24 protein-coding genes are annotated in these 21,145 nt (G+C 53.2%); 12 read left to right on the top strand and 12 right to left on the bottom strand.

The window, feature by feature from the left end; all coding sequences use genetic code 11:
* Positions 1-73: 73 nt before the first annotated feature.
* From hisG to AC1WNR_RS05385, 8 genes are all read right to left on the bottom strand, one after another.
* The gene (hisG, locus tag AC1WNR_RS05420) at positions 74-715 is read right to left on the bottom strand and encodes an ATP phosphoribosyltransferase (protein ID WP_481643509.1); all 642 of its coding nucleotides are present in this window, start codon (positions 713-715) and stop codon (positions 74-76) included.
* Positions 716-733: 18 nt separating this feature from the next.
* On the bottom strand, positions 734-1,996 hold the full coding sequence (murA, locus tag AC1WNR_RS05415) for a UDP-N-acetylglucosamine 1-carboxyvinyltransferase (protein ID WP_481643508.1): 1,263 nt from the start codon (positions 1,994-1,996) through the stop codon (positions 734-736).
* Between the two features lie 15 nt (positions 1,997-2,011).
* Entirely contained in the window at positions 2,012-2,254 is a 243-nt protein-coding gene (locus tag AC1WNR_RS05410; RefSeq protein WP_481643507.1) for a BolA family protein, read from the bottom strand.
* Positions 2,255-2,376: 122 nt separating this feature from the next.
* Positions 2,377-2,640, bottom strand: a complete 264-nt coding sequence (locus tag AC1WNR_RS05405) for an STAS domain-containing protein (RefSeq protein WP_481643506.1) — start codon at positions 2,638-2,640, stop codon at positions 2,377-2,379.
* The gene (locus AC1WNR_RS05400; protein ID WP_481643505.1) at positions 2,637-3,302 is read right to left on the bottom strand and encodes an MlaC/ttg2D family ABC transporter substrate-binding protein; all 666 of its coding nucleotides are present in this window, start codon (positions 3,300-3,302) and stop codon (positions 2,637-2,639) included. Before AC1WNR_RS05400 ends, AC1WNR_RS05405 begins: the two co-directional genes overlap by 4 nt.
* Complete coding sequence (gene mlaD / locus AC1WNR_RS05395) at positions 3,302-3,760, bottom strand: outer membrane lipid asymmetry maintenance protein MlaD (RefSeq protein ID WP_481643504.1); 459 nt, start codon at positions 3,758-3,760, stop codon at positions 3,302-3,304. Before mlaD ends, AC1WNR_RS05400 begins: the two co-directional genes overlap by 1 nt.
* A complete protein-coding gene (mlaE, locus tag AC1WNR_RS05390; RefSeq protein ID WP_481643503.1) occupies positions 3,761-4,543 on the bottom strand; it encodes a lipid asymmetry maintenance ABC transporter permease subunit MlaE in 783 nt (260 codons plus the stop codon).
* Positions 4,540-5,355 carry an ATP-binding cassette domain-containing protein gene (locus AC1WNR_RS05385; RefSeq protein WP_481643502.1) on the bottom strand — a complete coding sequence of 272 codons (816 nt, stop codon included), beginning with the start codon at positions 5,353-5,355 and terminating at the stop codon, positions 4,540-4,542. Before AC1WNR_RS05385 ends, mlaE begins: the two co-directional genes overlap by 4 nt.
* A 223-nt stretch (positions 5,356-5,578) precedes the next feature.
* Between AC1WNR_RS05385 and AC1WNR_RS05380 the strand changes: the two genes are divergently transcribed.
* The 12 genes from AC1WNR_RS05380 to yjgA are packed head-to-tail and all read left to right on the top strand — an operon-like array spanning position 5,579 to position 14,395.
* Positions 5,579-6,559, top strand: a complete 981-nt coding sequence (locus AC1WNR_RS05380) for a KpsF/GutQ family sugar-phosphate isomerase (protein ID WP_481643501.1) — start codon at positions 5,579-5,581, stop codon at positions 6,557-6,559.
* Entirely contained in the window at positions 6,559-7,089 is a 531-nt protein-coding gene (locus tag AC1WNR_RS05375) for a KdsC family phosphatase (protein WP_481643500.1), read from the top strand. The genes AC1WNR_RS05380 and AC1WNR_RS05375 overlap by 1 nt, the downstream gene beginning before the upstream one ends.
* Positions 7,086-7,664: an LPS export ABC transporter periplasmic protein LptC gene (gene lptC, locus AC1WNR_RS05370; RefSeq protein WP_481643499.1), complete on the top strand. Its 579-nt coding sequence runs from the start codon at positions 7,086-7,088 to the stop codon at positions 7,662-7,664. The genes AC1WNR_RS05375 and lptC overlap by 4 nt, the downstream gene beginning before the upstream one ends.
* Positions 7,642-8,157 carry a lipopolysaccharide transport periplasmic protein LptA gene (gene lptA / locus AC1WNR_RS05365; protein WP_481643498.1) on the top strand — a complete coding sequence of 172 codons (516 nt, stop codon included), beginning with the start codon at positions 7,642-7,644 and terminating at the stop codon, positions 8,155-8,157. The genes lptC and lptA overlap by 23 nt, the downstream gene beginning before the upstream one ends.
* Positions 8,154-8,879 carry an LPS export ABC transporter ATP-binding protein gene (gene lptB, locus AC1WNR_RS05360; RefSeq protein ID WP_481643497.1) on the top strand — a complete coding sequence of 242 codons (726 nt, stop codon included), beginning with the start codon at positions 8,154-8,156 and terminating at the stop codon, positions 8,877-8,879. Before lptA ends, lptB begins: the two co-directional genes overlap by 4 nt.
* Positions 8,880-8,911: 32 nt before the next feature.
* Positions 8,912-10,471: an RNA polymerase factor sigma-54 gene (locus AC1WNR_RS05355; protein WP_481643496.1), complete on the top strand. Its 1,560-nt coding sequence runs from the start codon at positions 8,912-8,914 to the stop codon at positions 10,469-10,471.
* A 57-nt stretch (positions 10,472-10,528) separates the two neighbouring features.
* The gene (hpf, locus tag AC1WNR_RS05350) at positions 10,529-10,819 is read left to right on the top strand and encodes a ribosome hibernation-promoting factor, HPF/YfiA family (protein ID WP_481643495.1); all 291 of its coding nucleotides are present in this window, start codon (positions 10,529-10,531) and stop codon (positions 10,817-10,819) included.
* Positions 10,820-10,834: 15 nt separating this feature from the next.
* A complete protein-coding gene (locus AC1WNR_RS05345; RefSeq protein ID WP_481643494.1) occupies positions 10,835-11,293 on the top strand; it encodes a PTS sugar transporter subunit IIA in 459 nt (152 codons plus the stop codon).
* An 11-nt stretch (positions 11,294-11,304) separates the two neighbouring features.
* Positions 11,305-12,162, top strand: a complete 858-nt coding sequence (gene rapZ / locus AC1WNR_RS05340) for an RNase adapter RapZ (RefSeq protein WP_481643493.1) — start codon at positions 11,305-11,307, stop codon at positions 12,160-12,162.
* 4 nt (positions 12,163-12,166) lie between these two features.
* Complete coding sequence (locus AC1WNR_RS05335) at positions 12,167-12,436, top strand: HPr family phosphocarrier protein (protein WP_481643492.1); 270 nt, start codon at positions 12,167-12,169, stop codon at positions 12,434-12,436.
* Positions 12,437-12,479: 43 nt separating this feature from the next.
* The gene (gene mgtE / locus AC1WNR_RS05330; protein ID WP_481643491.1) at positions 12,480-13,835 is read left to right on the top strand and encodes a magnesium transporter; all 1,356 of its coding nucleotides are present in this window, start codon (positions 12,480-12,482) and stop codon (positions 13,833-13,835) included.
* A gap of 20 nt (positions 13,836-13,855) precedes the next feature.
* A complete protein-coding gene (gene yjgA / locus AC1WNR_RS05325) occupies positions 13,856-14,395 on the top strand; it encodes a ribosome biogenesis factor YjgA (protein WP_481643490.1) in 540 nt (179 codons plus the stop codon).
* 14 nt (positions 14,396-14,409) lie between these two features.
* Here yjgA and AC1WNR_RS05320 read toward each other — a convergent pair whose 3' ends face one another.
* From AC1WNR_RS05320 to AC1WNR_RS05305, 4 genes are read right to left on the bottom strand one after another with little or no spacing between them, the layout of a single operon-like run.
* The gene (locus AC1WNR_RS05320) at positions 14,410-15,219 is read right to left on the bottom strand and encodes a carbon-nitrogen hydrolase family protein (protein ID WP_481643489.1); all 810 of its coding nucleotides are present in this window, start codon (positions 15,217-15,219) and stop codon (positions 14,410-14,412) included.
* A complete protein-coding gene (locus tag AC1WNR_RS05315) occupies positions 15,216-19,016 on the bottom strand; it encodes a YhdP family protein (protein ID WP_481643488.1) in 3,801 nt (1,266 codons plus the stop codon). Before AC1WNR_RS05315 ends, AC1WNR_RS05320 begins: the two co-directional genes overlap by 4 nt.
* Positions 19,017-19,058: 42 nt before the next feature.
* On the bottom strand, positions 19,059-20,528 hold the full coding sequence (rng, locus tag AC1WNR_RS05310) for a ribonuclease G (protein ID WP_481643487.1): 1,470 nt from the start codon (positions 20,526-20,528) through the stop codon (positions 19,059-19,061).
* 11 nt (positions 20,529-20,539) lie between these two features.
* A complete protein-coding gene (locus AC1WNR_RS05305; RefSeq protein ID WP_481643486.1) occupies positions 20,540-21,139 on the bottom strand; it encodes a Maf family protein in 600 nt (199 codons plus the stop codon).
* Positions 21,140-21,145 lie beyond the last annotated feature (6 nt).

The following is a 21,145-nucleotide window of genomic DNA, read 5'->3' as shown; positions in this document are numbered from 1 at the left end:
TGAGGCGACGAATGTTCAACGACTCACCCACTGTCTGTATCTCTTAAACTTTAAAAAACTATTCTCTGACGCTCTATTGGCGTTTAGCGACAACCGCATCAGCTAGCTGATCAAGGATCGGTTGTATCTGGGCGTACTTCATCTTCATTGATGGCTGACCAACGACTAAACGCGAACTGATATCGGCGATGTGATCCATCGCCTCAAGACCGTTAGCGCGCAAGGTATTGCCGGTGTCGACAATATCGACGATCCGATCAGCTAGCCCCATAATTGGCGCGAGCTCCATAGCACCGTAAAGCTTGATGATGTCGACCTGACGCCCCTGGCGAGCAAAGTACTCCTTGGTCACGTTGACGAACTTGGTCGCAACACGCATTCGACCCTCAACCTGCTGCGCATCCTTCATACCAGCGACACGCAACTGACACTTGGAGATCTCAAGGTCCAGCGGTTCGTAGAGCCCTGCACCACCGTGTTCCATCAGCACATCTTTGCCAGCAACACCCATGTCGGCACCGCCATATTCAACGTAGGTTGGTACGTCAGTGGCGCGGATTACGACCAGCTTGATATTGTCATGGTTGGTGTCAAAGATCAGTTTACGACTACTGAAGATATCCTCAGCAGGATGAATACCCGCCGCCGCAAATAGCGGTAGCGTCTCTTTCAGTATACGCCCCTTAGACAGAGCGATGGTCAACTGTTCCTTCATAAAACTGGGATATCCTAGTTAAGCGGGTACACGGCGAATCTGAGCGCCGATCAACTGCATTTTCTCTTCGATACACTCGTAACCACGGTCAATGTGGTAAATCCGATCGATCGGCGTTTCACCCTCGGCAACCAAAGCGGCTAGAACCAAACTCGCCGATGCACGCAGGTCTGTAGCCATCACTCGAGCACCTTTGAGGTTGTCCACACCCTCAATAATCGCAGTATTCCCTTCAATCGCGACCTTAGCGCCAAGGCGAATCATCTCCTGCATATGCATGAAACGATTCTCAAAGATGGTCTCCTTGATCCGTCCTACCCCCTCGGCAACTGAGTTCAGTGCTGCAAACTGGGCCTGCATATCGGTAGGAAAGGCCGGGTAAGGCGCTGTCGTAATGTTGACCGCTTTAGGCTTGCGCCCCTCCATATCTAGCTCGATCCAATCATCACCGGTGGTGATTTTGGCCCCCGCCTCTTGCAACTTCTGCAACACAGCATCGAGGATGTCTGCACGGGTGTTACGGGTACGCACTCGTCCCGAGGTAATTGCACCCGCAATGAGGTAGGTACCGGTTTCGATTCGATCCGGCATCACTGAGAAGGTACAGCCGTTCAGTTTCTCAACACCCTGCACGCGAATCGTATCGGTTCCGGCGCCCTCTATTTTGGCACCCATGGCGATCAGACACTCAGCCAGATCTACGACCTCTGGCTCCCGCGCGGCGTTTTCAATGATGGTCTCTCCATCAGCCAGTGCTGCAGCCATCAAGATATTTTCAGTACCTGTGACAGTCACCGTGTCGAAAAATACTCGACCACCTTTGAGGCGACCGTCAACGCGGGCGTCAATGTAGCCGTTCTCTACGGTAATCTGCGCTCCCATCGCTTCCAAGCCACGGATATGCAGATCCACCGGACGAGAGCCGATGGCACAGCCGCCCGGCAGTGAAACCTGTGCACGGCCATGACGTGCCAATAGAGGACCCAGCACAAGAATTGAGGCACGCATGGTCTTCACTAGCTCATAAGGTGCCACGTACTCAGTGATGGTTGTTGGGTCGAGCTCAACACTGAGCTTGTCACCAATGGTTAGCTCGATACCCATGCGGCGCAGCAGCTCCAGCATCGTAGTGATATCGTGCAGGTGGGGCAGATTGCAGATCGTGATTGGCGCGCTTGGCAAAATCGCCGCGGCTAGGATTGGCAGCGCAGCGTTCTTCGCGCCCGAAATCCAGACTTCACCATCTAGGCGTTTACCGCCCTCAATAACTAAACTATCCATAGTGTTCCTTGCTGCTTAGCCCTGCTGAGCTTGCCACTGTTCGGGTGTCAGTGCTTTGATAGAGACGGCGTGAATGGCACCTGAGGCGATCTGCTCTGTCAAACAGGCGTAAACTGCCTGCTGTTTTTTGACCGGGCTCATACCAGTGAACTGATCTGAGACGACAGTAATTTGAAAATCACAGCCCTCGCCAGCGGTAATAACAGTGCTGCCTTCTAACTGACTCTCTACTAGCTGTTTAACCTCATCGGCGTGCATCGCGTCTCTCCAGCGTTCTAAGCAAAAAAAGGGTTTAAATTTGGCCGCGTATGATAACGAAAAAGGGCCCTGTTGGCGATCCAAACAGAGCCCTAATATCCGTAATCTAGCTGTTTACAGGCTCAACTAGCCCCAATCAACTCATCAACACCGACAAGTTGGGCGATGCTGAGCATCTGTTGCGGCAAACCGCTCCAGCTTAACTCGATATCGCGCGCGCGACTCCAGCGCTGCAGAGAGGTCCAGTAAGCAAGCGCCGTGCTATCCACTCTATCTACCTCTGACAGATCAATCTCGCGAGCACCGCGCTCTATCGCTATATGAGCCAATCCAATCTGATGAGTACAGGTATCACGGGTCAACTCACCCTCGACTTTGTGTATCACGCACCACCCTCGGCGACACTGCTCATCGCCTCTTCCCAGTGCTCTATCGCAGCACCCACCTTGGAGTACTTCTCCATCAAGTTAGCGAACTGATTGCGGAAGGTAACACGCAAGTTGATGCCATCAATCAGCACATTGACCAGTTTCCAGTTATCACCGTCACGCACCACATAAAAAACCAGCGAGTAGATCTGACCGTTGTTGGACATTAGGTTAACGCTAACAATCTGCTTGTCCGGGTCAGGACTTTCAGACACGGGCGGTAGGGTCTCGTACCCTTTGAAATCAAAGCCTGACACCGCTTTGGCAAAAGTGCGCAAAATCGTATCTTTAAACACGCCAGAGAATCGGCTCACCTCTTCATCTGAGGCACGGCGTACATACTTACCCATTACCGATTTACCGATGTAGTCGTAATCTACTTGCTCCCCCAGAATCTCGTCGACACCCTGCATCAGGGGCCCGATATTTTCGGGTTTACGCAGCTCCTCGTCAGCAACTAAAACCAGCATCTGGTCAGTGACCTTCTCCATCGACTGGCTGGCACTCTCCCAATTCGCCTGCGCCAGCGGTGCCGCGAGCGCTGCAATCAGCAGAGAGAGACCCAAGAACGCTTTAGCTACCGGGCTCAGCAGCTGTTTCAGAGAAAGTGGCTCCATCATTATTCACTCACCTTGTTAAACAGGAATTTTCCGATCAACTCTTCAAGCACCAGAGCCGACTGGGTATCTTCAATTCTAGAACCTTCTTGCAAAGTTTCCTCCTCGAAGCCTGGAGTAATGCCAATATATTTCTCTCCCAGCAGACCGGCCGTCAGGATCTGCGCGGAACTATCGATACTGAGGTAATCCACCTCACTGAAGATTCGCATCTCCACATCAGCCATCAGCATACGAGAATCTATACGGATCGCGCTGACCTCGCCGATCTGTACGCCGGACAGTGACACCTTTGCGCGCTCGGTCAATCCGCCAATATTTTCAAAGCGCGCGTAGATTGTGTACCCGCCGGCACGATCAGTCAGGCTGAGCCCACTCACATTGATCGCTAAGGTCACTAGGCTAATCACACCAGCCAGAATTAGTGCACCGACGCCAATTTCCAGGGTCCGCATCTGCATCTAGATCTCTCCAAACATCATTGCTGTCAAAATAAAATCGAGGCCAAGTACAGCCAACGACGAGTAGACCACTGTACGTGTGGTCGCCTTACTTATGCCCTCTGAAGTCGGTACGGCGTCATAGCCCTGGAAGACTGCAATCCAGATAACAACAAAACCAAACACCAGAGATTTAACTATGCCATTGAGCACATCAGTGGAGAAATCCACCGATGCCTGCATATTGGCCCAGAAGGATCCCGAATAGATACCTAACCAATCCACGGCAACCAATGACCCTCCCCAAATACCCACGACTGCAAAGATCATCGTCAATAGTGGCAAACTGATAAAGCCAGCCCACAGGCGCGGGGCAATAATCCGACGCATGGGGTCTACGCCAATCATCTCGTAGCTGGCGAGCTGTTCGGTCGCCTTCATCAAGCCTATTTCGGCGGTCACAGCCGAGCCTGCGCGCCCAGCAAACAACAGGGCCGTAACAACAGGAGCTAACTCCCGCACCAACGATAGCGCGACCATCTGGCCGACCGCCTGCTCGGAACCATAATCAACTAAGATCGTGTAACCCTGTAGCCCCAACACCATCCCGATAAACAGACCCGAGACGAGAATAATCACCAATGACAGCACCCCGACAAAATGCAACTGCTTAATCAGCAGCGGAAGCATCTCCTTCGGGGCGGGAGGCACGAAGAGCGACTGCAGCAGCATCTGCCCCGAGCGACCGGTCGCCGCAAGGCGATCAAGGGTGCCACGTCCAATGCGTTGAAGCTGATCGATCATTGACCACCTCCTAAGAGTTGCGTGGCCAAATCTGGCGCTGGGAAATGAAAAGGCACCGGGCCGTCCGCTTCGCCATGCAGGAACTGACGCACCTGAGGATCTGCCTGATTTACCAGTTCGTCAGGTGTGCCGTGCGCCAGCAGCGCACCGTCGGCAATCAGATAGACATAATCAGCAATCGACAAGGTCTCGTTGATATCGTGCGACACGATAATACTGGTGTGGCCCAGCGCCTGATTAAGTTGGCGAATCAGCTTGATCAGCACACCCATCGCGATTGGGTCCTGCCCCGCAAAGGGCTCGTCGTACATTAGGATATCTGGGTCGAGTGCGATGGCTCGCGCCAACGCCGCACGGCGGGCCATACCACCTGAAAGTTCACTCGGCATCAGTTCTGCAGCACCGCGCAGTCCGACTGCGTTGAGTTTCATCAGCACCAGATCACGCACTAGCTCATCATCTAGGTCAGTATGCACCCTAAGAGGAAAGGCCACATTCTCGAACACCGACATATCAGTAAAGAGCGCGCCACTCTGAAACAGCATTCCCATACGCGCACGCAGATGGAATAGCCACTTTCTGTTAAGCTTGTGAACGTCCAAATCATCCACAAGGATCTGCCCCGAATCGGGTTGCAGTTGACCGCCTATGAGTTTCAGCAGGGTCGTTTTGCCGGTGCCCGATGGCCCCATAATAGCGGTAATTTTGCCGCGTTCGACACTAAGACTCAGGTCGCGAAAAATCGGGCGACCCGAGCGGCTGAAGTTGAGGTTGCGTACCTCGATGTGAGTTTGTGAGTCAGGGTTACTCATTTGGCTCAATACAATTCCACTTCGCTATGCTTTACAGCTCCAAATCTATCCCCGCTCCAACGACCTAAGTCGTGGAATAACGAATGGATAGTGAGATGAGACACTTGGCTGGAGATTGGATACACTAGTAGGCATTCGAACCAGCTCTGTTAGGTTAAGTCGCGATCTTAGGATCAGCCGGATTAACAATAACTTAAGATTCTACGAGTATAACCCAGCTTCTATGAATAGTCCGAACCTCCCTTTTGATTTCGTCAGTGCCGGCAAACGCACTATCGACCTAGAACGCCAAGCGATACAGGACCTTCACGATACGCTCGGCGAACCCTTCACAGAGGCCTGTAAGCTAATGCTGAATTGCAAAGGCCGCGTAGTGGTGACCGGCATGGGTAAGTCTGGACATATTGGTGCCAAAATAGCGGCAACACTCGCTAGCACGGGCTCGCCCTCGTTCTTTGTTCACCCGGGCGAGGCGAGTCATGGCGATTTAGGGATGTTCACACCCGATGATGTCGTTATAGCTCTGTCAAACTCCGGAAGCTCTGCCGAAGTGGTGGCGATTTTGCCACTTCTCAAACGCAAAGGAGTTGAGTTAATCGCAATTACCGCGCGTGATAGTTCACCGCTAGCGCAAGCTGCCGATGTGGTCCTGCACATACCGATTGAGCGCGAAGCCTGCCCACTTAACCTTGCGCCAACGTCAAGCACTACGGCGCAGCTGGTTATCGGCGATGCGCTAGCCACTGCGTTGTTAGAGGCACGCGGTTTCAGCGCTGAAGACTTCGCCTTCTCCCACCCAGGTGGTGCGCTGGGGCGCAGACTCCTCCTCAAGGTCAGCGATTTGATGCATCAGGGTGAGGAGATTCCGCAGGTGGCTCCAACAGAACTGGTGCCTGCAGCGCTGCTCGAGGTAACTCGCAAACGCTTGGGTATGACGACAGTTATCCACGCCAACAGAGTTGTCGGTATTTTTACTGATGGTGACCTTCGCCGCGCAATTGATCAGGGCATTGACCTGAGCAGCACATCGATTGAGACCGTTATGACGCGCAACTTCACGACCGTGACTCAGGATATTCTGGCCGCAGAAGCGCTCCAGATTATGCAGGAGCGCAAGATAAACGCGCTGGTTGTGCTGTCTGACAGCGGCGAGCTGGTGGGCGCGCTCAACATGCACGATATGCTCGCAGCAGGGGTGATCTGATGGATGTAAGCGCAGAACTTAAGGCCAAACTCGAGCCGATCAAACTTCTTGTTATGGACGTGGATGGCATACTAACCAACGGCACGCTCAGTTTTCTAGCTGATGGCACTGAGGTGAAAACCTTCAGCATTCTGGATGGCCTAGGCCTGAAACTGCTGATGCAAAACGGTGTTGAGACAGCGATCATTACCGGTCGCAGCTCGCCGCAGGTGAAACTGCGTGCTGAGAGCCTCGGGATCAACTACACCCAGCAGGGCCGTGAAGATAAACTGATCGCACTGCAGGAGCTCTGGGAGCGTACGGGTTACAGCGCCAGTAACACCGCCTATATCGGTGACGACCTTCCTGACCTCAGTGCCATTCGAGCGAGTCAGTTTGGTGCAACAGTCCCCAATGGATACTGGCTGGTGCGTCAACATGCTGACTGGATCAGCGACAAACCAGGTGGAGCAGGTGCTGTTCGCGAGCTCTGTGATCTAATCCTCGCCGCTCAAGGCAAGCTCGATGCAGCCCTGGAGCGCTATCTTTGATCTCACTTAATCGTCTGCGTCTGATTGTCGCCTCACTGCTGGTGCTTGCCCTGCTCCTGGTGTGGCAGTTCGGCTTTCGAAGTAGCGAGACTCAGCAGACCCTCACAGACAGCGACCGACGCATCGACTGGTTTGTCAACGAGGCTTTGCTAACTCGCTACGACCTTAACGGCAAACGCAGCTCGGTCACTGATGCGCAGACGATTACCCATTTCGAGGGGCGGCGCGAAAGCGAACTGACACGCCCCTACTCTGTCGGTTTCAAGCCATCGCAAGAGGTTACGCACACCTTGAGTGCGATGCGAGCAACCTATCAGGACGATAACAGCCGCCTAGACCTTGCGGAACAGGTGGAGCTTCACCATAATCCAGAGACAGATCAGGCTGTTGCAATGTTCACGCCAAGCCTGACCTATTTCCCGAATAGCGAGCTGGCGGTCACTGAAGACCCTGTAGAGATCACCAGTAGCTCGGGTGAAACGCGGGCAATTGGTATGGAGTTTTATACTGCCGAGAACCGCATGGAACTGTTATCAACAGTAAGGGGCAACTATGTTGCAACTGAAAACCGTTAAACTCTCTACCGCTGCCCTTCTCGGCTGTTTGTGCGCCAGCAGTTTCGCACTTGAGAGCGATCGCGACCAGCCGATCTACGTGGCAGCTGACCGCGCCAGTATCGACGACAATACGGGCATCACTGTCTACACCGGCAATGTTGATATAACCCAAGGCAGCATGATCCTGCGAGGCGATCGCGTTGAGTTGCGTCGTGATGCCGAAGGCAATGTGGATCAGATCATCTCAGATGGCACACCTGCCTATTTTGAGCAGCAGCCCTCTGAGGAGCAGGCCGTCACCGTCGCGACGGGCGATAAGCTCGATTACGGGGTCGGCACGCAGTTACTGAAGATTATCGGTGACGCCAAGGTAACCCAGGCCGGCGATGAGTTTACCGGTGCTCGTATCAATTACGATATGCAGAAAGCTCTGGTAGACGCCTTCAGTGACAGCAAATCCGACAAACGTGTTCGCATGGTCATTCAGCCACGCAGTGATTCGGGTTCATGATCAGACTGGAAGCTAACGCTCTGGCTAAAGCTTACCGCGGCCGTGAAGTGATCAAAGATGTCTCACTCAGCGTTGAGCAAGGCGAGATTATCGGGCTGCTTGGTCCCAATGGTGCTGGGAAAACCACCTGTTTCTACATGATCGTCGGTCTAATTTCTGCTGATCGAGGTGCCATACGACTCCAGCAGGATGACATCACTCGCCTACCCATACATCAGCGCGCCCGCTTGGGCGTCGGCTATCTGCCACAAGAAGCTTCCGTGTTTCGCAAGCTAAGTGTCTACGATAATCTAATGGCCATTCTGGAGACACGCAAAGATCTGACTCAGGCGCAGCGTGAAGAGAAGGCTCAAGCACTACTTGAAGAGTTCCATATCACCCATATACGCGACTCCAAAGGGATGGTGCTCTCTGGCGGTGAACGCCGACGTGTGGAGATAGCCCGTGCGTTGGCCAATGATCCGAAATTTATCTTACTAGATGAACCTTTTGCCGGCGTCGATCCAATTTCAGTCAGCGACATAAAACAGACAATTCGCCACCTGAAAGATCGCGGCATCGGTGTACTAATTACCGACCACAACGTGCGCGAGACTCTCGATATCTGTGAACGCGCCTATATTGTAAGTGAGGGACGCATTCTCGCTGAGGGCAACGCTGAGGCGATATTAGCCAATCCGCAGGTGCGTCAGGCATATTTAGGGGACGAGTTTAGGCTGTAATTGTCCTGGCTCGTTTAAGTGAATAAAGAATTATGAAACAGTCTCTTCAGCTAAAAATAGGCCAGTCATTAACGATGACGCCTCAGCTTCAGCAAGCGATCCGCCTGCTGCAGCTCTCCACACTGGAGCTACAGACTGAGATACAGAATGCGCTTGAATCCAATCCGCTGCTTGAAGTAGCTGAGGAGGATGAGGGCGACGTCCAAACGAATTCCAGCGAATCAGAATCAGTAGCCAGCAGTGACTCTGCCGAAGTCAGTACGCAAGCCAGTGACGAAATTGACTCCTCCGCAGAGAGCGAGCTGAGCAGCAATGACTGGGATGATCAGCCGGACTCTAGTCAAACCGATAGCGACTGGAATGAGGGGATACCCGATGAGCTGGCGACAGATAGCTCATGGGACGACACTTACCAAACCAGCACCACCACAAGCACGGCAACGCGCGACGATGACTGGACGCCCGGCGATAACGACACGCTGCAAGACACGCTGCAAGATCACCTAAGCTGGCAGCTCAACTTGACTCGTATGAGCGAGTTGGATCGTTTTATCGCTGAGGCTTTCATTGATGCTATCGACGGCGACGGCTACCTGACAACCGACTGCGGCGATATTCTGCTGCAGTGTCAGGAGCAGTACCCTGAAGAGTTCATGGATGTCGAGATGGACGAAGTCGAGGCGGTGTTGCACCGACTACAGCAGTTCGACCCTCCTGGGGTCGCTGCACGCGACCTGAGCGAGTGCCTGACGATTCAGCTCAAACAGCTCTCTCCTGATACCCCTCTGCGCCCAGAGGCGTTGAGATTGTGCCGTGATTATCTGGCGCTTTTGGGCAACCGCGACTATAAATCAATTATGCGTCGGATGCGGATTAAGGAAGATAGCCTTCAAGCCGTTATTGAACTAATTCAAACACTTAACCCACACCCCGGCTCGATTATCACCGAGAATGCGGCCGAGTATGTCATTCCTGATGTGCTGGTACGTAAAGTACAAGGGGATTGGGTGGTCAGCTTAAATAGCGAAGTGTCGCCAGAACTCCGAATCAACGATCAGTATGCGGACTTGATCAAGCGCGGTGATACCAGCGCACAGAACCAGTACCTACGCGATAACCTTCAAGAGGCGCGTTGGTTCCTGAAGAGTTTACAGAGTCGTAACGAAACCCTGCTGAAAGTCGCCTCACAGATTGTTGCCAAACAGATCGGCTTCTTGGAGCGCGGTGATGAGGGGATGGTACCGCTGGTTTTGCATGACATCGCTGAGGCGGTAGAGATGCACGAATCAACGATCTCACGTGTCACTACGCAGAAGTACATGCATACGCCACGCGGCGTCTTCGAACTGAAGTACTTCTTCTCTAGCCACATCAGCACAGTCGATGGCGGTTCGGCTTCATCGACAGCCATCCGCGCTGTCATCCGTAAGCTGGTCGATGATGAAGATAGCCGTAAGCCCCTGAGCGATAGCAAGATAGCCAAAATACTTGAAGATCAAGGTTTCAATGTAGCCAGACGGACAATTGCAAAGTATCGTGAGGTATTGAACATACCACCGTCAAATGAACGCAAACGACTGGTTTCGCAATAGATTTTTTGAGGCAGGGCGGGCCTCTACCCTATTCCGCCCGGTACGAGGAGAAGTCATATGCAAATTAACATCACCGGACATCATGTAGAGCTGACTGAAAGCATGAGCGAATACGTGCGTACCAAATTTGACAAACTAGAGCGCCACTTCGACAACATCCAGAGTGCTCAGGTTACCCTTAGCGTGGAGAAGCAGGGTCAGAAAGCTGAGGCCGATATTCATTTGGCCGGCGGTCAGGTTGTCGCCTCACATGAGCACGATGATATGTATGCCGCGATTGATGCGATGGTGGACAAACTTGACCGCCAGATCATCAAGCACAAAGAGAAAATGAAATCACACAAATAAGTGAAGTAATAGACAATGCAACTTGGAGAACTGCTAATCAGTTCAGCGACCCAACAGGGTGCTGACATTGCTAGCAAAAAGCGTGTCTTAGAGGTGGCCAGCGAGATGCTGGCCACTTCCGTTAATGGCACCGATGCTGACACTATTTTTTCTGGACTACTTAACCGCGAACGCTTAGGCAGCACAGGCCTAGGGTCAGGGGTTGGGATTCCCCACTGTCGCATTGCCGGAGCCGACAAACCGGCTGCTGCGTTGCTGACACTGACTAAACCCATCGACTTTGATGCGATAGACAGCCAACCCGTCGACCTAATCTGCGCTTTGATCGTTCCGGACGACGGCAACGATGAGCATCTAAAAACGCTAGCGGGCCTCGCTGAACTATTCAGCAACCCGAAAGCGCTTAACGAACTGCGCCAGAGTCCCAACAGTGATGCGCTATTCAACAACGCTCAATCCCTGTCTAGAGCCTAGAGATAATTAAGATGCGACTCGTAGTAATCAGCGGACGCAGCGGATCGGGTAAAACCACTGCACTTCAGGCACTGGAGGATGTGGGTTTCTACTGCATCGATAACCTGCCTGCCAGTTTGCTGCCGATGCTAGTCGATCAAATGAATTCCAACTCAAATGGCCCACGGCGAATTGCGGTCGGCATCGATGCTCGTAATCAGTTTGCAGATTTGAAGCGATTCGAAGAGGTTGTTGTGCGTCTCAGAGAGGCGTCGGATCTGTCGTTCGAGATTGTCTTTCTAGACGCCTCGGAAGAGTCCCTGCTCAAACGCTACTCTGCTACTCGAAGAAAACATCCGCTGAGTACCGACGAGATTGTTCTCGAACAAGCTATTCAACTTGAAAAGTCACTACTCGAACCCATCGTTTCCGCTGCTGACCTTCAGATCGACACCACGCAGCTAACACTCTACCAACTGCGCGACACAATAAAAGATCGGGTCGCCCAAAGGGCTGAACAGACGTTGGCACTGCAGTTTGAGTCCTTCGGTTTCAAGCATGGCGTGCCACTGGATATAGATTTCAGCTTCGATGTTAGAATTCTACCCAACCCCTACTGGTATCCTGAGCTGCGCCAGTATACCGGGCAGGATCAACCGGTCGTCGAATTCTTGGGTAAGGAACCTGAGGTGAAGAAGATGATTGAAGATATACGCTCATTCATCGAGAGCTGGATACCCGGTTTCAAAAGTAACAATCGCAGCTATGTCACCGTGGGTATTGGCTGCACTGGCGGTCAGCACCGTTCTGTGTTTGTCGCTGAACAACTTGCTGGTTATTTCAAAGAGCATATGGATAATGTGCAGGTGCGCCACCGAGAGCTGAATTAACTCTATGATTGAACAAGAGATCACGATCATCAACAAGCTTGGGCTGCACGCTCGAGCCGCCGCTAAACTGATCGGCACCACTAGCTCCTTCGCTTGCGACATTCGTATCGATAAAGGGGGTCGCGAGGTCGATGCTAAGAGTATAATGGCCGTAATGATGCTGGCTGCCTCCAAAGGGACAGAACTCAAAATCATCACCAACGGTGAGGATGAGGCGGCAGCAATGGACGCTGTGACAGCGCTAATTAATAACCGCTTTGATGAAGAGGAGTAGTGCCTTAAGAGACTCTTAAGCCACTCGCTCTGAGGGACGAATGATGAGCACAGACGATAATCAGATCGATCTAGAATCGCTGTCGACCGCCCTCGAGACCAATCAGCATCGGGAAATCCGTTTTATGATTAACCGCGGCATGCGTCCCGTAGAGGTTGCGCATCTGCTGGAAAAATCCCCTCCCCGCGAACGTCGTATCCTCTGGGGCCTGATCAATCAGGACAATGAGGGTGATGTGCTACAACACCTCGGTGACGATATTCAGGCTGAAATCCTCAGCGAAATGAATGCCTCCGAGCTGCTAGCGATCACCGAATCTCTGGACACCGACGACCTTGCAGACATCATGCAGCAGTTGCCTGACACGATCATGCGCGAACTGCTCGAGAACATGGATCTGCAAAACCGCGAGCGGCTGGAGGAGGTACTCTCCTACCCTGAGGACACCGCTGGCGGCCTGATGAACACCGATACGGTGACCATCCGTCCCGACATTACTGTCGAGGCGGCGTTGCGCTATCTGCGCCGCCATCGAGAGATTCCGGAAGGCACCGACTCAATCTTCATTGTCAGCCGCAAGAAAAACACCCTGATAGGTGTACTGCCGCTGACACGTTTGATAACCGCCGATCCAACCATGCTCGTGCGCGAAATCATGCAGGCTGATGGCGAAGATGCGATTCCCGCTAATATGCCCGATGACGAGGTCGCCCGTATCTTCGAGCAGCGCGACCTCATCTCCGCACCGGTAGTGAACGACGAGGGTCGCCTACTGGGGCGTATCACTATCGATGACGTGGTAGATGTTATCCGAGAGGATGCTGACCACTCGCTGATGAGCATGGCAGGTCTAGATGAGGATGAGGACACCTTTGCCCCCATCTTTAAAACCAGTAAACGCCGTGCTGTCTGGCTGGGTATAAACCTGATTACGGCCTTCCTAGCCTCAGCGGTTATTGGACTGTTTGAAGCCACAATCGACCAGGTTGTGGCCCTTGCAGTGCTCATGCCGATCGTTGCATCAATGGGTGGTATCGCCGGTAGCCAGACACTGACGCTGGTTATCCGCGGTCAAGCACTGGGGCATATCGAGAGTTCTAATATCGGCTGGCTATTCAATCGTGAGCTGGTAGTCGGCCTGCTAAACGGAATGCTCTGGGCAACCGTTGTTGCCGCGATTGCTGTACTTTGGTTCCAAGACACTACCATCGGCATCGTTATCGCTATGGCTATTATCGTCAATTTAATTGCCGGAGCCGCAGCTGGAAGCCTGCTGCCAATGACACTGAAATCAGCCGGCATAGATCCCGCACTCGCCGGCGGCGTGCTACTAACCACCATTACAGATGTAGTAGGTTTCTTCGCCTTCCTGGGGCTAGCAACCTTCTTCTACGCATAGAACCGAGATGGACTAAGAGAATGAGAAAAGAGCGCTACCAAGACGAACCTGAAGAGGAGATCGAGTACGTCAGCCGTACCGAAATGAAGCGCTACATGGATGAACTTCAAGCGCTGGGCAAGCGTTTGACTGAGCTACGTCCAGATCAACAGGCGCAGATACCCATGGATCAGCGTCTACGTGAAGCAGTGGAAGAGATGGCCCGCATCACGAGTAATGGTGCTAAGAAACGCCATCTCAACTTCATCGGTAAATTGATGCGTAACGAAGATGAGGACCAGATCAAAGCTGCTATCGAGCGATTTGATTCCGCTTCAGAAGCCCATAACCAACGTTTTCACCGCTTAGAGCGCCTGCGTGAGCAGCTAATCGATGAGAACAGTGAGCGTAGTCAGGCGGCTTTCAGTGAGGTGATCGCTAGTTACCCTGATTGCGATATCCAGCATCTACGTACGCTGATTCGCAATGCCGTCAAAGAGCGGGCACAGAACAAACCTCCCGTGGCGTTTCGTAAGATATTCCAATACCTGCGTGAGCTGGAAGAGCAGTCAGAGAACTAGCAGCCCGTTAACTTTTAGAGGCTGTCACGCCTCTGACCTAGCACCGGCATCTCAGTTCGGATCCGGTGTAGGCGCTGCAAATCAATATCAGCAGTCACGACATCGAAGCCCTGAGGCTTGCTCTGAGCGATCACCTCCCCCCAAGGGTCGACAATCATCGAGTGACCATAGGTGAGACGGTTATTACCGTGATCACCACCCTGCCCGGCACCAAGAATATAGCACTGGCTCTCAATAGCACGCGCTCGCAACAGCACCTCCCAGTGCGCATCGCCGGTCACCTGAGTAAAGGCAGAGGGTACAGAGATCACCTCAGCACCTAAGTGTCGCAAACGCTGATAATGAGCAGGGAAGCGCAGATCGTAACAGATGGAGAGCCCCAACAGCCCCACCGGAGTACGGACCAGACTCAGCGCCTCGCCCGGTGCTATCCAACTCGACTCTCGATAAGCACCCTTAGAGTCGGCCACATCAACATCAAACAGATGACGTTTGTCATACTGAGCGACCTGTTCACCTGCAGCGCTGAACAGCAGGGAGCGAGCATATACACGTCCGTCCGCCGATGGAACGGGAAAGCTGCCCGCAAGAATCCAGATTGAGTGCTCGATGGCTGCCTCAGCCAACGTCTCTATGGCAGCCTGTGCCCGACTGGAGTTAGCGAACTCGACCAAACGTTTAGAGTCGAACAGCAAAAAATTCTCGGGCAAGAGAACAAGCTTACTCCCCTGCTCCTTAGCTGCAATTACACCTTCAACCGCCTGCTCGAGATTCACCTCAGGATCGGCACCTGAAACCATCTGAACGAGCCCGACACGACTCACTGATTCGCCTTTTTATCAGCGGAGTTCAACAAATTGAGCTCAGGAGAATCCCAGCCGCCGCTGAGCTTATAGGCAATGGAAGTCGCTTTTTCAATCTTATCGCCGATCAGTTTATCGATCAGAAAGAGCGCTCCTGCAACCTGAGGTGCACCGAGCAAAACCGCCGCGAGCGGTGTATTGCTGACCAGCGGCAGCGTCACGTTGACCTGCATGTTGAGTCGTTTGCTACCCAAGTCGATATCGCCATTAGCGAGCATACCGGCTGAGGGGCCTTTCATCTCCATCGGCTTCACCGAGCTTGCGATACCATCCTGTATCAGGAAGTCGCCGCTAATGCCATCGAACACCACCCCTTTGGCAAAGAGATCGGTAAAGTCTAATTGCAGGCGCCGTACTAGATTATTGAAGTTCAAAATCCCAAACAGACGCAACAGACCTGTGCCACCAGAGGCCTCCAATAGACGACCTTTCCCAGTAGAGAATTTCAGGTTGCCATACATATAGCGTCCTGCAAACTGCCAGGGGGCAGCCTCCCAAGCCAAGGCGATACGCCCGCTGAGCGACTCTGTCTCGATTAGCCTAGCCTCATCCAGACTCACCAGCGTGTTGCCTAAATCCTTACCTTGATAGCCCAGGTTTACCTGCGTCAGCTCAGTATCGGCGAGTATCCAGCTGGCGTTACCATTCAGCTCTAGATCCTGCATCTCACCCCGAAGAGAACTCAGCGCCACACTCTGGCCTATACGGCGCATACTGCCGCGCCACCGTCCAAGGGCCGCCTCATTCCAGCGCAGATCGGCAACATCAAAATCGAGTGCCGGAACTGCGTCAAACAGCGTTTGAGAGGTACGTTCAGGGTCAACATCAGCACCTTCCCTAACTTGAGTCGATTCAGTTTTGGGCACGCGCAAATGCATACGATTGAGAGCGATACGATAGGCGGGCTGCTCCCGGCTCCATGAGACAAGACCCTCTACTTTAGGTCCGGACAGAAGCACCTGCATTTCAGAGCCGAGCTGTGATAACTGCGCTTCAACCTGATCCAGCACTAAGGGGCCAGCCGTCAATGCACCGACACCCAGATCGAGATCGAGCGGCAGGCTGCCATTACCACCCTTATTGAAAGTTGAATTGAGCGTTGCGATAAAGCTGAACAGCTCGCCGAGCTCCAACTCATCTAACTGCCCATCCACTTTGAATCCAGCTGTTTGAGGTATGCGTGCAGCGTCCCCTCCTAAGCGAAAATGTGCTTTGAGCACTTCGCCGAGCTGCATTGATGCACGTAAGCGATCAGCGTAATTGACGGCAAGTAGCAAGGGAGACCCCAAGGCCAACTCCACACTCAACCGACTGGTCTGATCGGGCTCTAACGCAAACGCCTCAGGTCCATTCACCTGCGTACCCGCCATATTCGACTCGAGTACAAGAGAGGAGCGACACTGATCGACTCGGCACAGTTTCAAACGGCCACTCAGCGGGATCTCACCAGAGATAAAGGATTTAAGCGGAATCCGTCCCCACTCCAACAGCGGCTCTACACCCCAACGGCCAGAGAATTGCACCTCTGTGCCCTGCTCTGCGGAACTACTGATATCAACCTTAGCGGCACGGCCAAGAAAACGGCTATCCACACCCCTGGCACTTAAACCAGAACGCGTATCAAACACTAGGGTTCCTTCGATATCGGTCAGGGCTAGACGCTGCTTCTCTGAAGCAAATATCCCTTCATTCACCCCTGCTTGCACACGCACTCTGGGCGCATAACTGCGGTCCAAGGCGATACCCAGTTTGACCAAAGAGCGGTGCGCGCCTGCAAGCTGCCAATCATCAAGGCTCTTGCCTGCTGTCGCAGCAAGCGGATCTGAGCGCAGCAGTTGGTCTACCTGAACAAGATCACCCTCAACCTGCCCCCAAATAAAAAGCTCATTTTTACCCTGAGGTTTAATCAGAACCGAAGGTCCCGCTTCAGAGTTGAGAATCTGCGCCTGAGACAGATCAACCCTTACCTCGCCTTGGCGCATATGGGTAAACGAATTCGCGTTCAGCAGTTCGGGCCAAGGCGCTTGGTAATCCAGATTTACGTCGCGGGCTGCGACATAGAGCTCAACGCTTGGGGCCGGACGCCCCTCTAAAGCACGCGTCGGGGCGTGAACAATCAATCCGGCTTCATCCACCTGCCCAGCTTGAATGGCGCGCGCGACCCACTCTTGAACTTTCTCTGTTCCCGGTAAGACGTCAGGGGTCAACAGCGCAGCAGACTCGGCTTTAGCCCCCTGCAAGCCGATCATAAGTTTCAGAAAGGATTGCTGTTCAGGGTCGAAAGGCAAATTAATCGAAAAAGCGCCATCCGCCGCAAACTGCTCATGCACCAGTTGCAGCGGGCCGGAGCTAAGCTCAACCGCCTCGTCTCGAATTCGCCAGTTCAACCGCCCCTGAGCGAGCTCATAACTCTGAGCTTGGGAATAGACCGTTGGAAAACTAAGTTCAATCTCACGCGAATCGATATCAAGCCGACCCGACTGTGCATCTAACTCCAGCTGAGCGGTTAGGTTTTTGACTGAAGGAGCTCGGCGCCACGAGGCGATATCCACACCCACCAAATTTGCCCGCAAGAAGGGCCCGCGTTCCTGATCACTCAGATCCAGTCGAATATTATTGACCTCACCTTTAGGCGCAAGATCGACCAGCATCAATTTGATCTTTTCTGGCAGCGGATAGCGAACCAGTAACTCATCAAGCAACTCAAGGTCGAGGCTGCGCAGCAAAATACGCGAGAGCTGCAGTTCACCGGCAACTCGATGCAGCTCGAACTGACTCGGCCCAAAGTCGAGCTGCCCTAAAGCATCACCGATATGAGTATCACGCAGCAGAAGCTGGTAGCCCTCTGAGTAGGGTCGCAGACTAAATTCCGTTGAGCTATCGACTAGATTTAGAGTGTTTTCTTTCAACTCAACCCGAGCTTGGTCAACGCCCAATCGCCCTCGCAGGAAGCTCAGTCCAAACTGATTCACACTGCCCCAGACCTCTGCACCAGCGCTCAGCTCTGACAATGGCAATTCAGCGTCTGCCACTTTCAGCAGCTCAGGGCCTAAATCGTCGAGTTTTAGATAGAAGGGTAACTCTAGTGTAGAGGCGTGCTGAATGTCGCCGTCTAGCTGGGCGGCAAACTCCAGTCGAGTATCTACGCCCAACAGCGGCACACTGAAGTCGCCACTGAGTTGATGCCGCGTTGATGAATTCTCAAACAGCACCTGGCCTAGATTGATGCGTTGAGACTCTCCTATTTGAGGTACCAGCTCAATTTGCGACTCATGCAAACGGAATTCCGGCTGCGCCAGCACGATACTGAGACTGGCCTCCAGCGCACCAAGATCGACGGGACTAGCACTACTGCCCTCACCGGGGAGATGTAACCATCGACCATCGCGCTGGTACCAACGCACAAAAAGACCGCTGGCATCCACTCGCTGAAAGATTGGCGCACGAGCGACTATTGAATCCCACCAGTTCAGCTCGAGCAGAAGCCGGTCAAATTTGAAACGAACATCCGGCCCTTCATCGGCCATGGCGGCGGCTTCGATACCGCGCAGTTCGAACTGTGGGAAGGGTCCATTCCAGCGGGTCTCTAACTGTTCAATAGAGACAGGAACGCCAAAGGTTTGAGAGAGTCTGTCAGCTAAGGATTCACGATATTCACCGAGCAGCGGAAAGCCAAAGCGCACTGCTGTGAGCACCAGTGCCAGGATCATCCCGAACACAAGTGCTAGCCAGCCCGCCCAAAGGGTGTGACGAATCACGCGCGGTTACTCCGACTGAACGGTGCGCGGTATGCCGTCATACTAGCGCAGCACGACATCAAACTGCTCAGGGTTGTAGATCGAGTCGCTTTGAAAACGTACCGTTTTTCCAATAAAACTCTCCAGTTCAGCAACGTGATCCGATGCATCTTCCAGCAGGTACTCAACTACTGGAGGCGCCGCAATCACCAAATAGGAGTCACTCTCATAGGCGCGATGTTGACGCAGAATTTCGCGGAACACCTCGTAAGTAACCGTCTCCGCGGTACGTATCATCCCGCGGCCCTGACACTGACTACAGGTTTCACAGAGAACGTGCTCCAAACTCTCGCGCGTACGCTTACGCGTCATCTCAACCAAGCCAAGCTCAGACACGCCAGTTAGCTTACATTTAGCGTGATCACGTTCCAAAACACGCTCGAGCGTGCGTAGTACCTGACGCTGATGCTCAGGATCCTCCATATCGATAAAGTCGATAATGATAATCCCACCAAGGTTACGCAGGCGCAGTTGTCTGCCTATCGCTGTTGCGGCTTCGAGGTTTGTCTTAAAAATAGTCTCTTCGAGATTGCGGTGCCCAACGAACGCACCCGTATTGATATCAACGGTGGTCATCGCCTCGGTCTGGTCGAAGATCAGATAACCACCCGATTTGAGTTCAATCTTGCGACCCAGCGCACGCTGCATCTCCTCCTCAACGTTGAACATGTCGAAGATGGGGCGCTCGCCCGGGTAGTACTCCAGTTTGCTTTCAATTTCGGGCACCAGCGTGTTCGCAAAGCTCAGTGCCTTTTGATAAGTCTCACGTGAATCGATACGAATACGCTCAATGCCCGAGTGAGTCATATCGCGCAGGGCCCGCATGTTGAGCGGTAGATCCTCATAGACATTAGCCGGTGGTTTGGACTCTTTAATACGCGCCTGGACCTTATTCCATAGGCGGTGCAAAAAGGCGATATCGGCTTTTAGTTCAACCTCAGTCGCGCCCTCGGCAACCGTCCGGAGGATGTAACCATAGCCATCGATGCGCTCCTCCCGCTCTAAAAGAGTCTGCATCAACGCCTTCAGGCGTTCACGCTCCTCCTGGTCCTCAATGCGTTGCGAGATGCCGATATGCTCAGCGCCCGGCATGAGCACCAAATAGCGTGAAGGTAGAGAGAGATTAGTGGTTAGCCGCGCCCCTTTACTACCGATCGGATCTTTGGTCACCTGCACCAGCAGCGACTGCCCCTCTCTCAGAAGCTGAGAGATAGAGATGTTGGCCCGCTCCTCAGCGGGAATATCTGGTGCTGACACCTCGTCAGCATGGATGAACGCTGCGCGCTCTAAGCCGATATCAACAAAGGCAGCCTGCATACCCGGCAGTACACGCACCACGCGGCCGTTATAGATATTACCGAGGATCCCACGGCGCTTGGCGCGCTCGACATAGATCTCCTGCGGCATACCATTTTCGATCACCGCCACCCGTGTCTCCATCGGGGTAAAGTTAATCAGTATCTCTTCGCCCACAACCAGGCTCCTTAATCTTGCTTCAGCGGCTGCCAGATCGGCACACCCGCTGTTCGTAACAGTTCAGAGGTTTCAGCCAGTGGTAATCCGACCACAGCACTGTAACTACCTTCAATATGATCCACAAATACCGCACCTAACCCCTGAATACCATAGGAGCCAGCTTTGTCCTGCGGCTCGCCACAGGCCCAGTACGTCTCGATTTCAGTGTCACTGAGCGTTCGAAACCAGACATCCGTGGTCACTAACTGCTCTCGCACACCAAAAGCGCCAACCAAGGCCACGGCGGTCATTACCTGATGCTTTGTACCCGATAGTTGCCGCAGCATCGACTGGGACTCGGCAAAATTAGCCGGTTTGCCTAAAACTCTTCCGGCAAAAACAACACTGGTATCAGAGCCCAGACAGATTGTAGAGACTCGTCTGCTTGGCGGCTGCATATCGTAGATTTTCTGTGCCTTCTCACGGGCCAGACGCAAGACATAATCGCCCGCAGCCTCTCCCTCGAGAACGGATTCATCTATCTCAGCTGGCTCCACCCGAGCAGCGACACCTATCTGGGCTAGCAGTTCACGACGTCGAGGAGATGCTGAGGCTAGAATCAATTCCATAACGAA

This window comes from Marinobacterium marisflavi (assembly GCF_982447095.1).
Note: the sequence above shows the minus strand (reverse complement) of the source record. Positions and strands in the feature narration are given on the sequence as shown.

Coding starts and splice junctions, on each gene's coding strand:
- murA (WP_481643508.1), bottom strand. CDS start 1,996: ATGGATAGTTTAGTTATTGAGGGCGGTAAACGCCTAGATGGTGAAGTC.
- lptB (WP_481643497.1), top strand. CDS start 8,154: ATGATCAGACTGGAAGCTAACGCTCTGGCTAAAGCTTACCGCGGCCGT.
- mlaD (WP_481643504.1), bottom strand. CDS start 3,760: ATGCAGATGCGGACCCTGGAAATTGGCGTCGGTGCACTAATTCTGGCT.
- lptA (WP_481643498.1), top strand. CDS start 7,642: ATGTTGCAACTGAAAACCGTTAAACTCTCTACCGCTGCCCTTCTCGGC.
- hpf (WP_481643495.1), top strand. CDS start 10,529: ATGCAAATTAACATCACCGGACATCATGTAGAGCTGACTGAAAGCATG.
- hisG (WP_481643509.1), bottom strand. CDS start 715: ATGAAGGAACAGTTGACCATCGCTCTGTCTAAGGGGCGTATACTGAAA.
- AC1WNR_RS05345 (WP_481643494.1), top strand. CDS start 10,835: ATGCAACTTGGAGAACTGCTAATCAGTTCAGCGACCCAACAGGGTGCT.
- AC1WNR_RS05380 (WP_481643501.1), top strand. CDS start 5,579: ATGAATAGTCCGAACCTCCCTTTTGATTTCGTCAGTGCCGGCAAACGC.
- AC1WNR_RS05410 (WP_481643507.1), bottom strand. CDS start 2,254: ATGCACGCCGATGAGGTTAAACAGCTAGTAGAGAGTCAGTTAGAAGGC.
- AC1WNR_RS05375 (WP_481643500.1), top strand. CDS start 6,559: ATGGATGTAAGCGCAGAACTTAAGGCCAAACTCGAGCCGATCAAACTT.
- mgtE (WP_481643491.1), top strand. CDS start 12,480: ATGAGCACAGACGATAATCAGATCGATCTAGAATCGCTGTCGACCGCC.
- AC1WNR_RS05385 (WP_481643502.1), bottom strand. CDS start 5,355: ATGAGTAACCCTGACTCACAAACTCACATCGAGGTACGCAACCTCAAC.
- rapZ (WP_481643493.1), top strand. CDS start 11,305: ATGCGACTCGTAGTAATCAGCGGACGCAGCGGATCGGGTAAAACCACT.
- mlaE (WP_481643503.1), bottom strand. CDS start 4,543: ATGATCGATCAGCTTCAACGCATTGGACGTGGCACCCTTGATCGCCTT.
- AC1WNR_RS05335 (WP_481643492.1), top strand. CDS start 12,167: ATGATTGAACAAGAGATCACGATCATCAACAAGCTTGGGCTGCACGCT.
- yjgA (WP_481643490.1), top strand. CDS start 13,856: ATGAGAAAAGAGCGCTACCAAGACGAACCTGAAGAGGAGATCGAGTAC.
- AC1WNR_RS05400 (WP_481643505.1), bottom strand. CDS start 3,302: ATGATGGAGCCACTTTCTCTGAAACAGCTGCTGAGCCCGGTAGCTAAA.
- AC1WNR_RS05355 (WP_481643496.1), top strand. CDS start 8,912: ATGAAACAGTCTCTTCAGCTAAAAATAGGCCAGTCATTAACGATGACG.
- AC1WNR_RS05305 (WP_481643486.1), bottom strand. CDS start 21,139: ATGGAATTGATTCTAGCCTCAGCATCTCCTCGACGTCGTGAACTGCTA.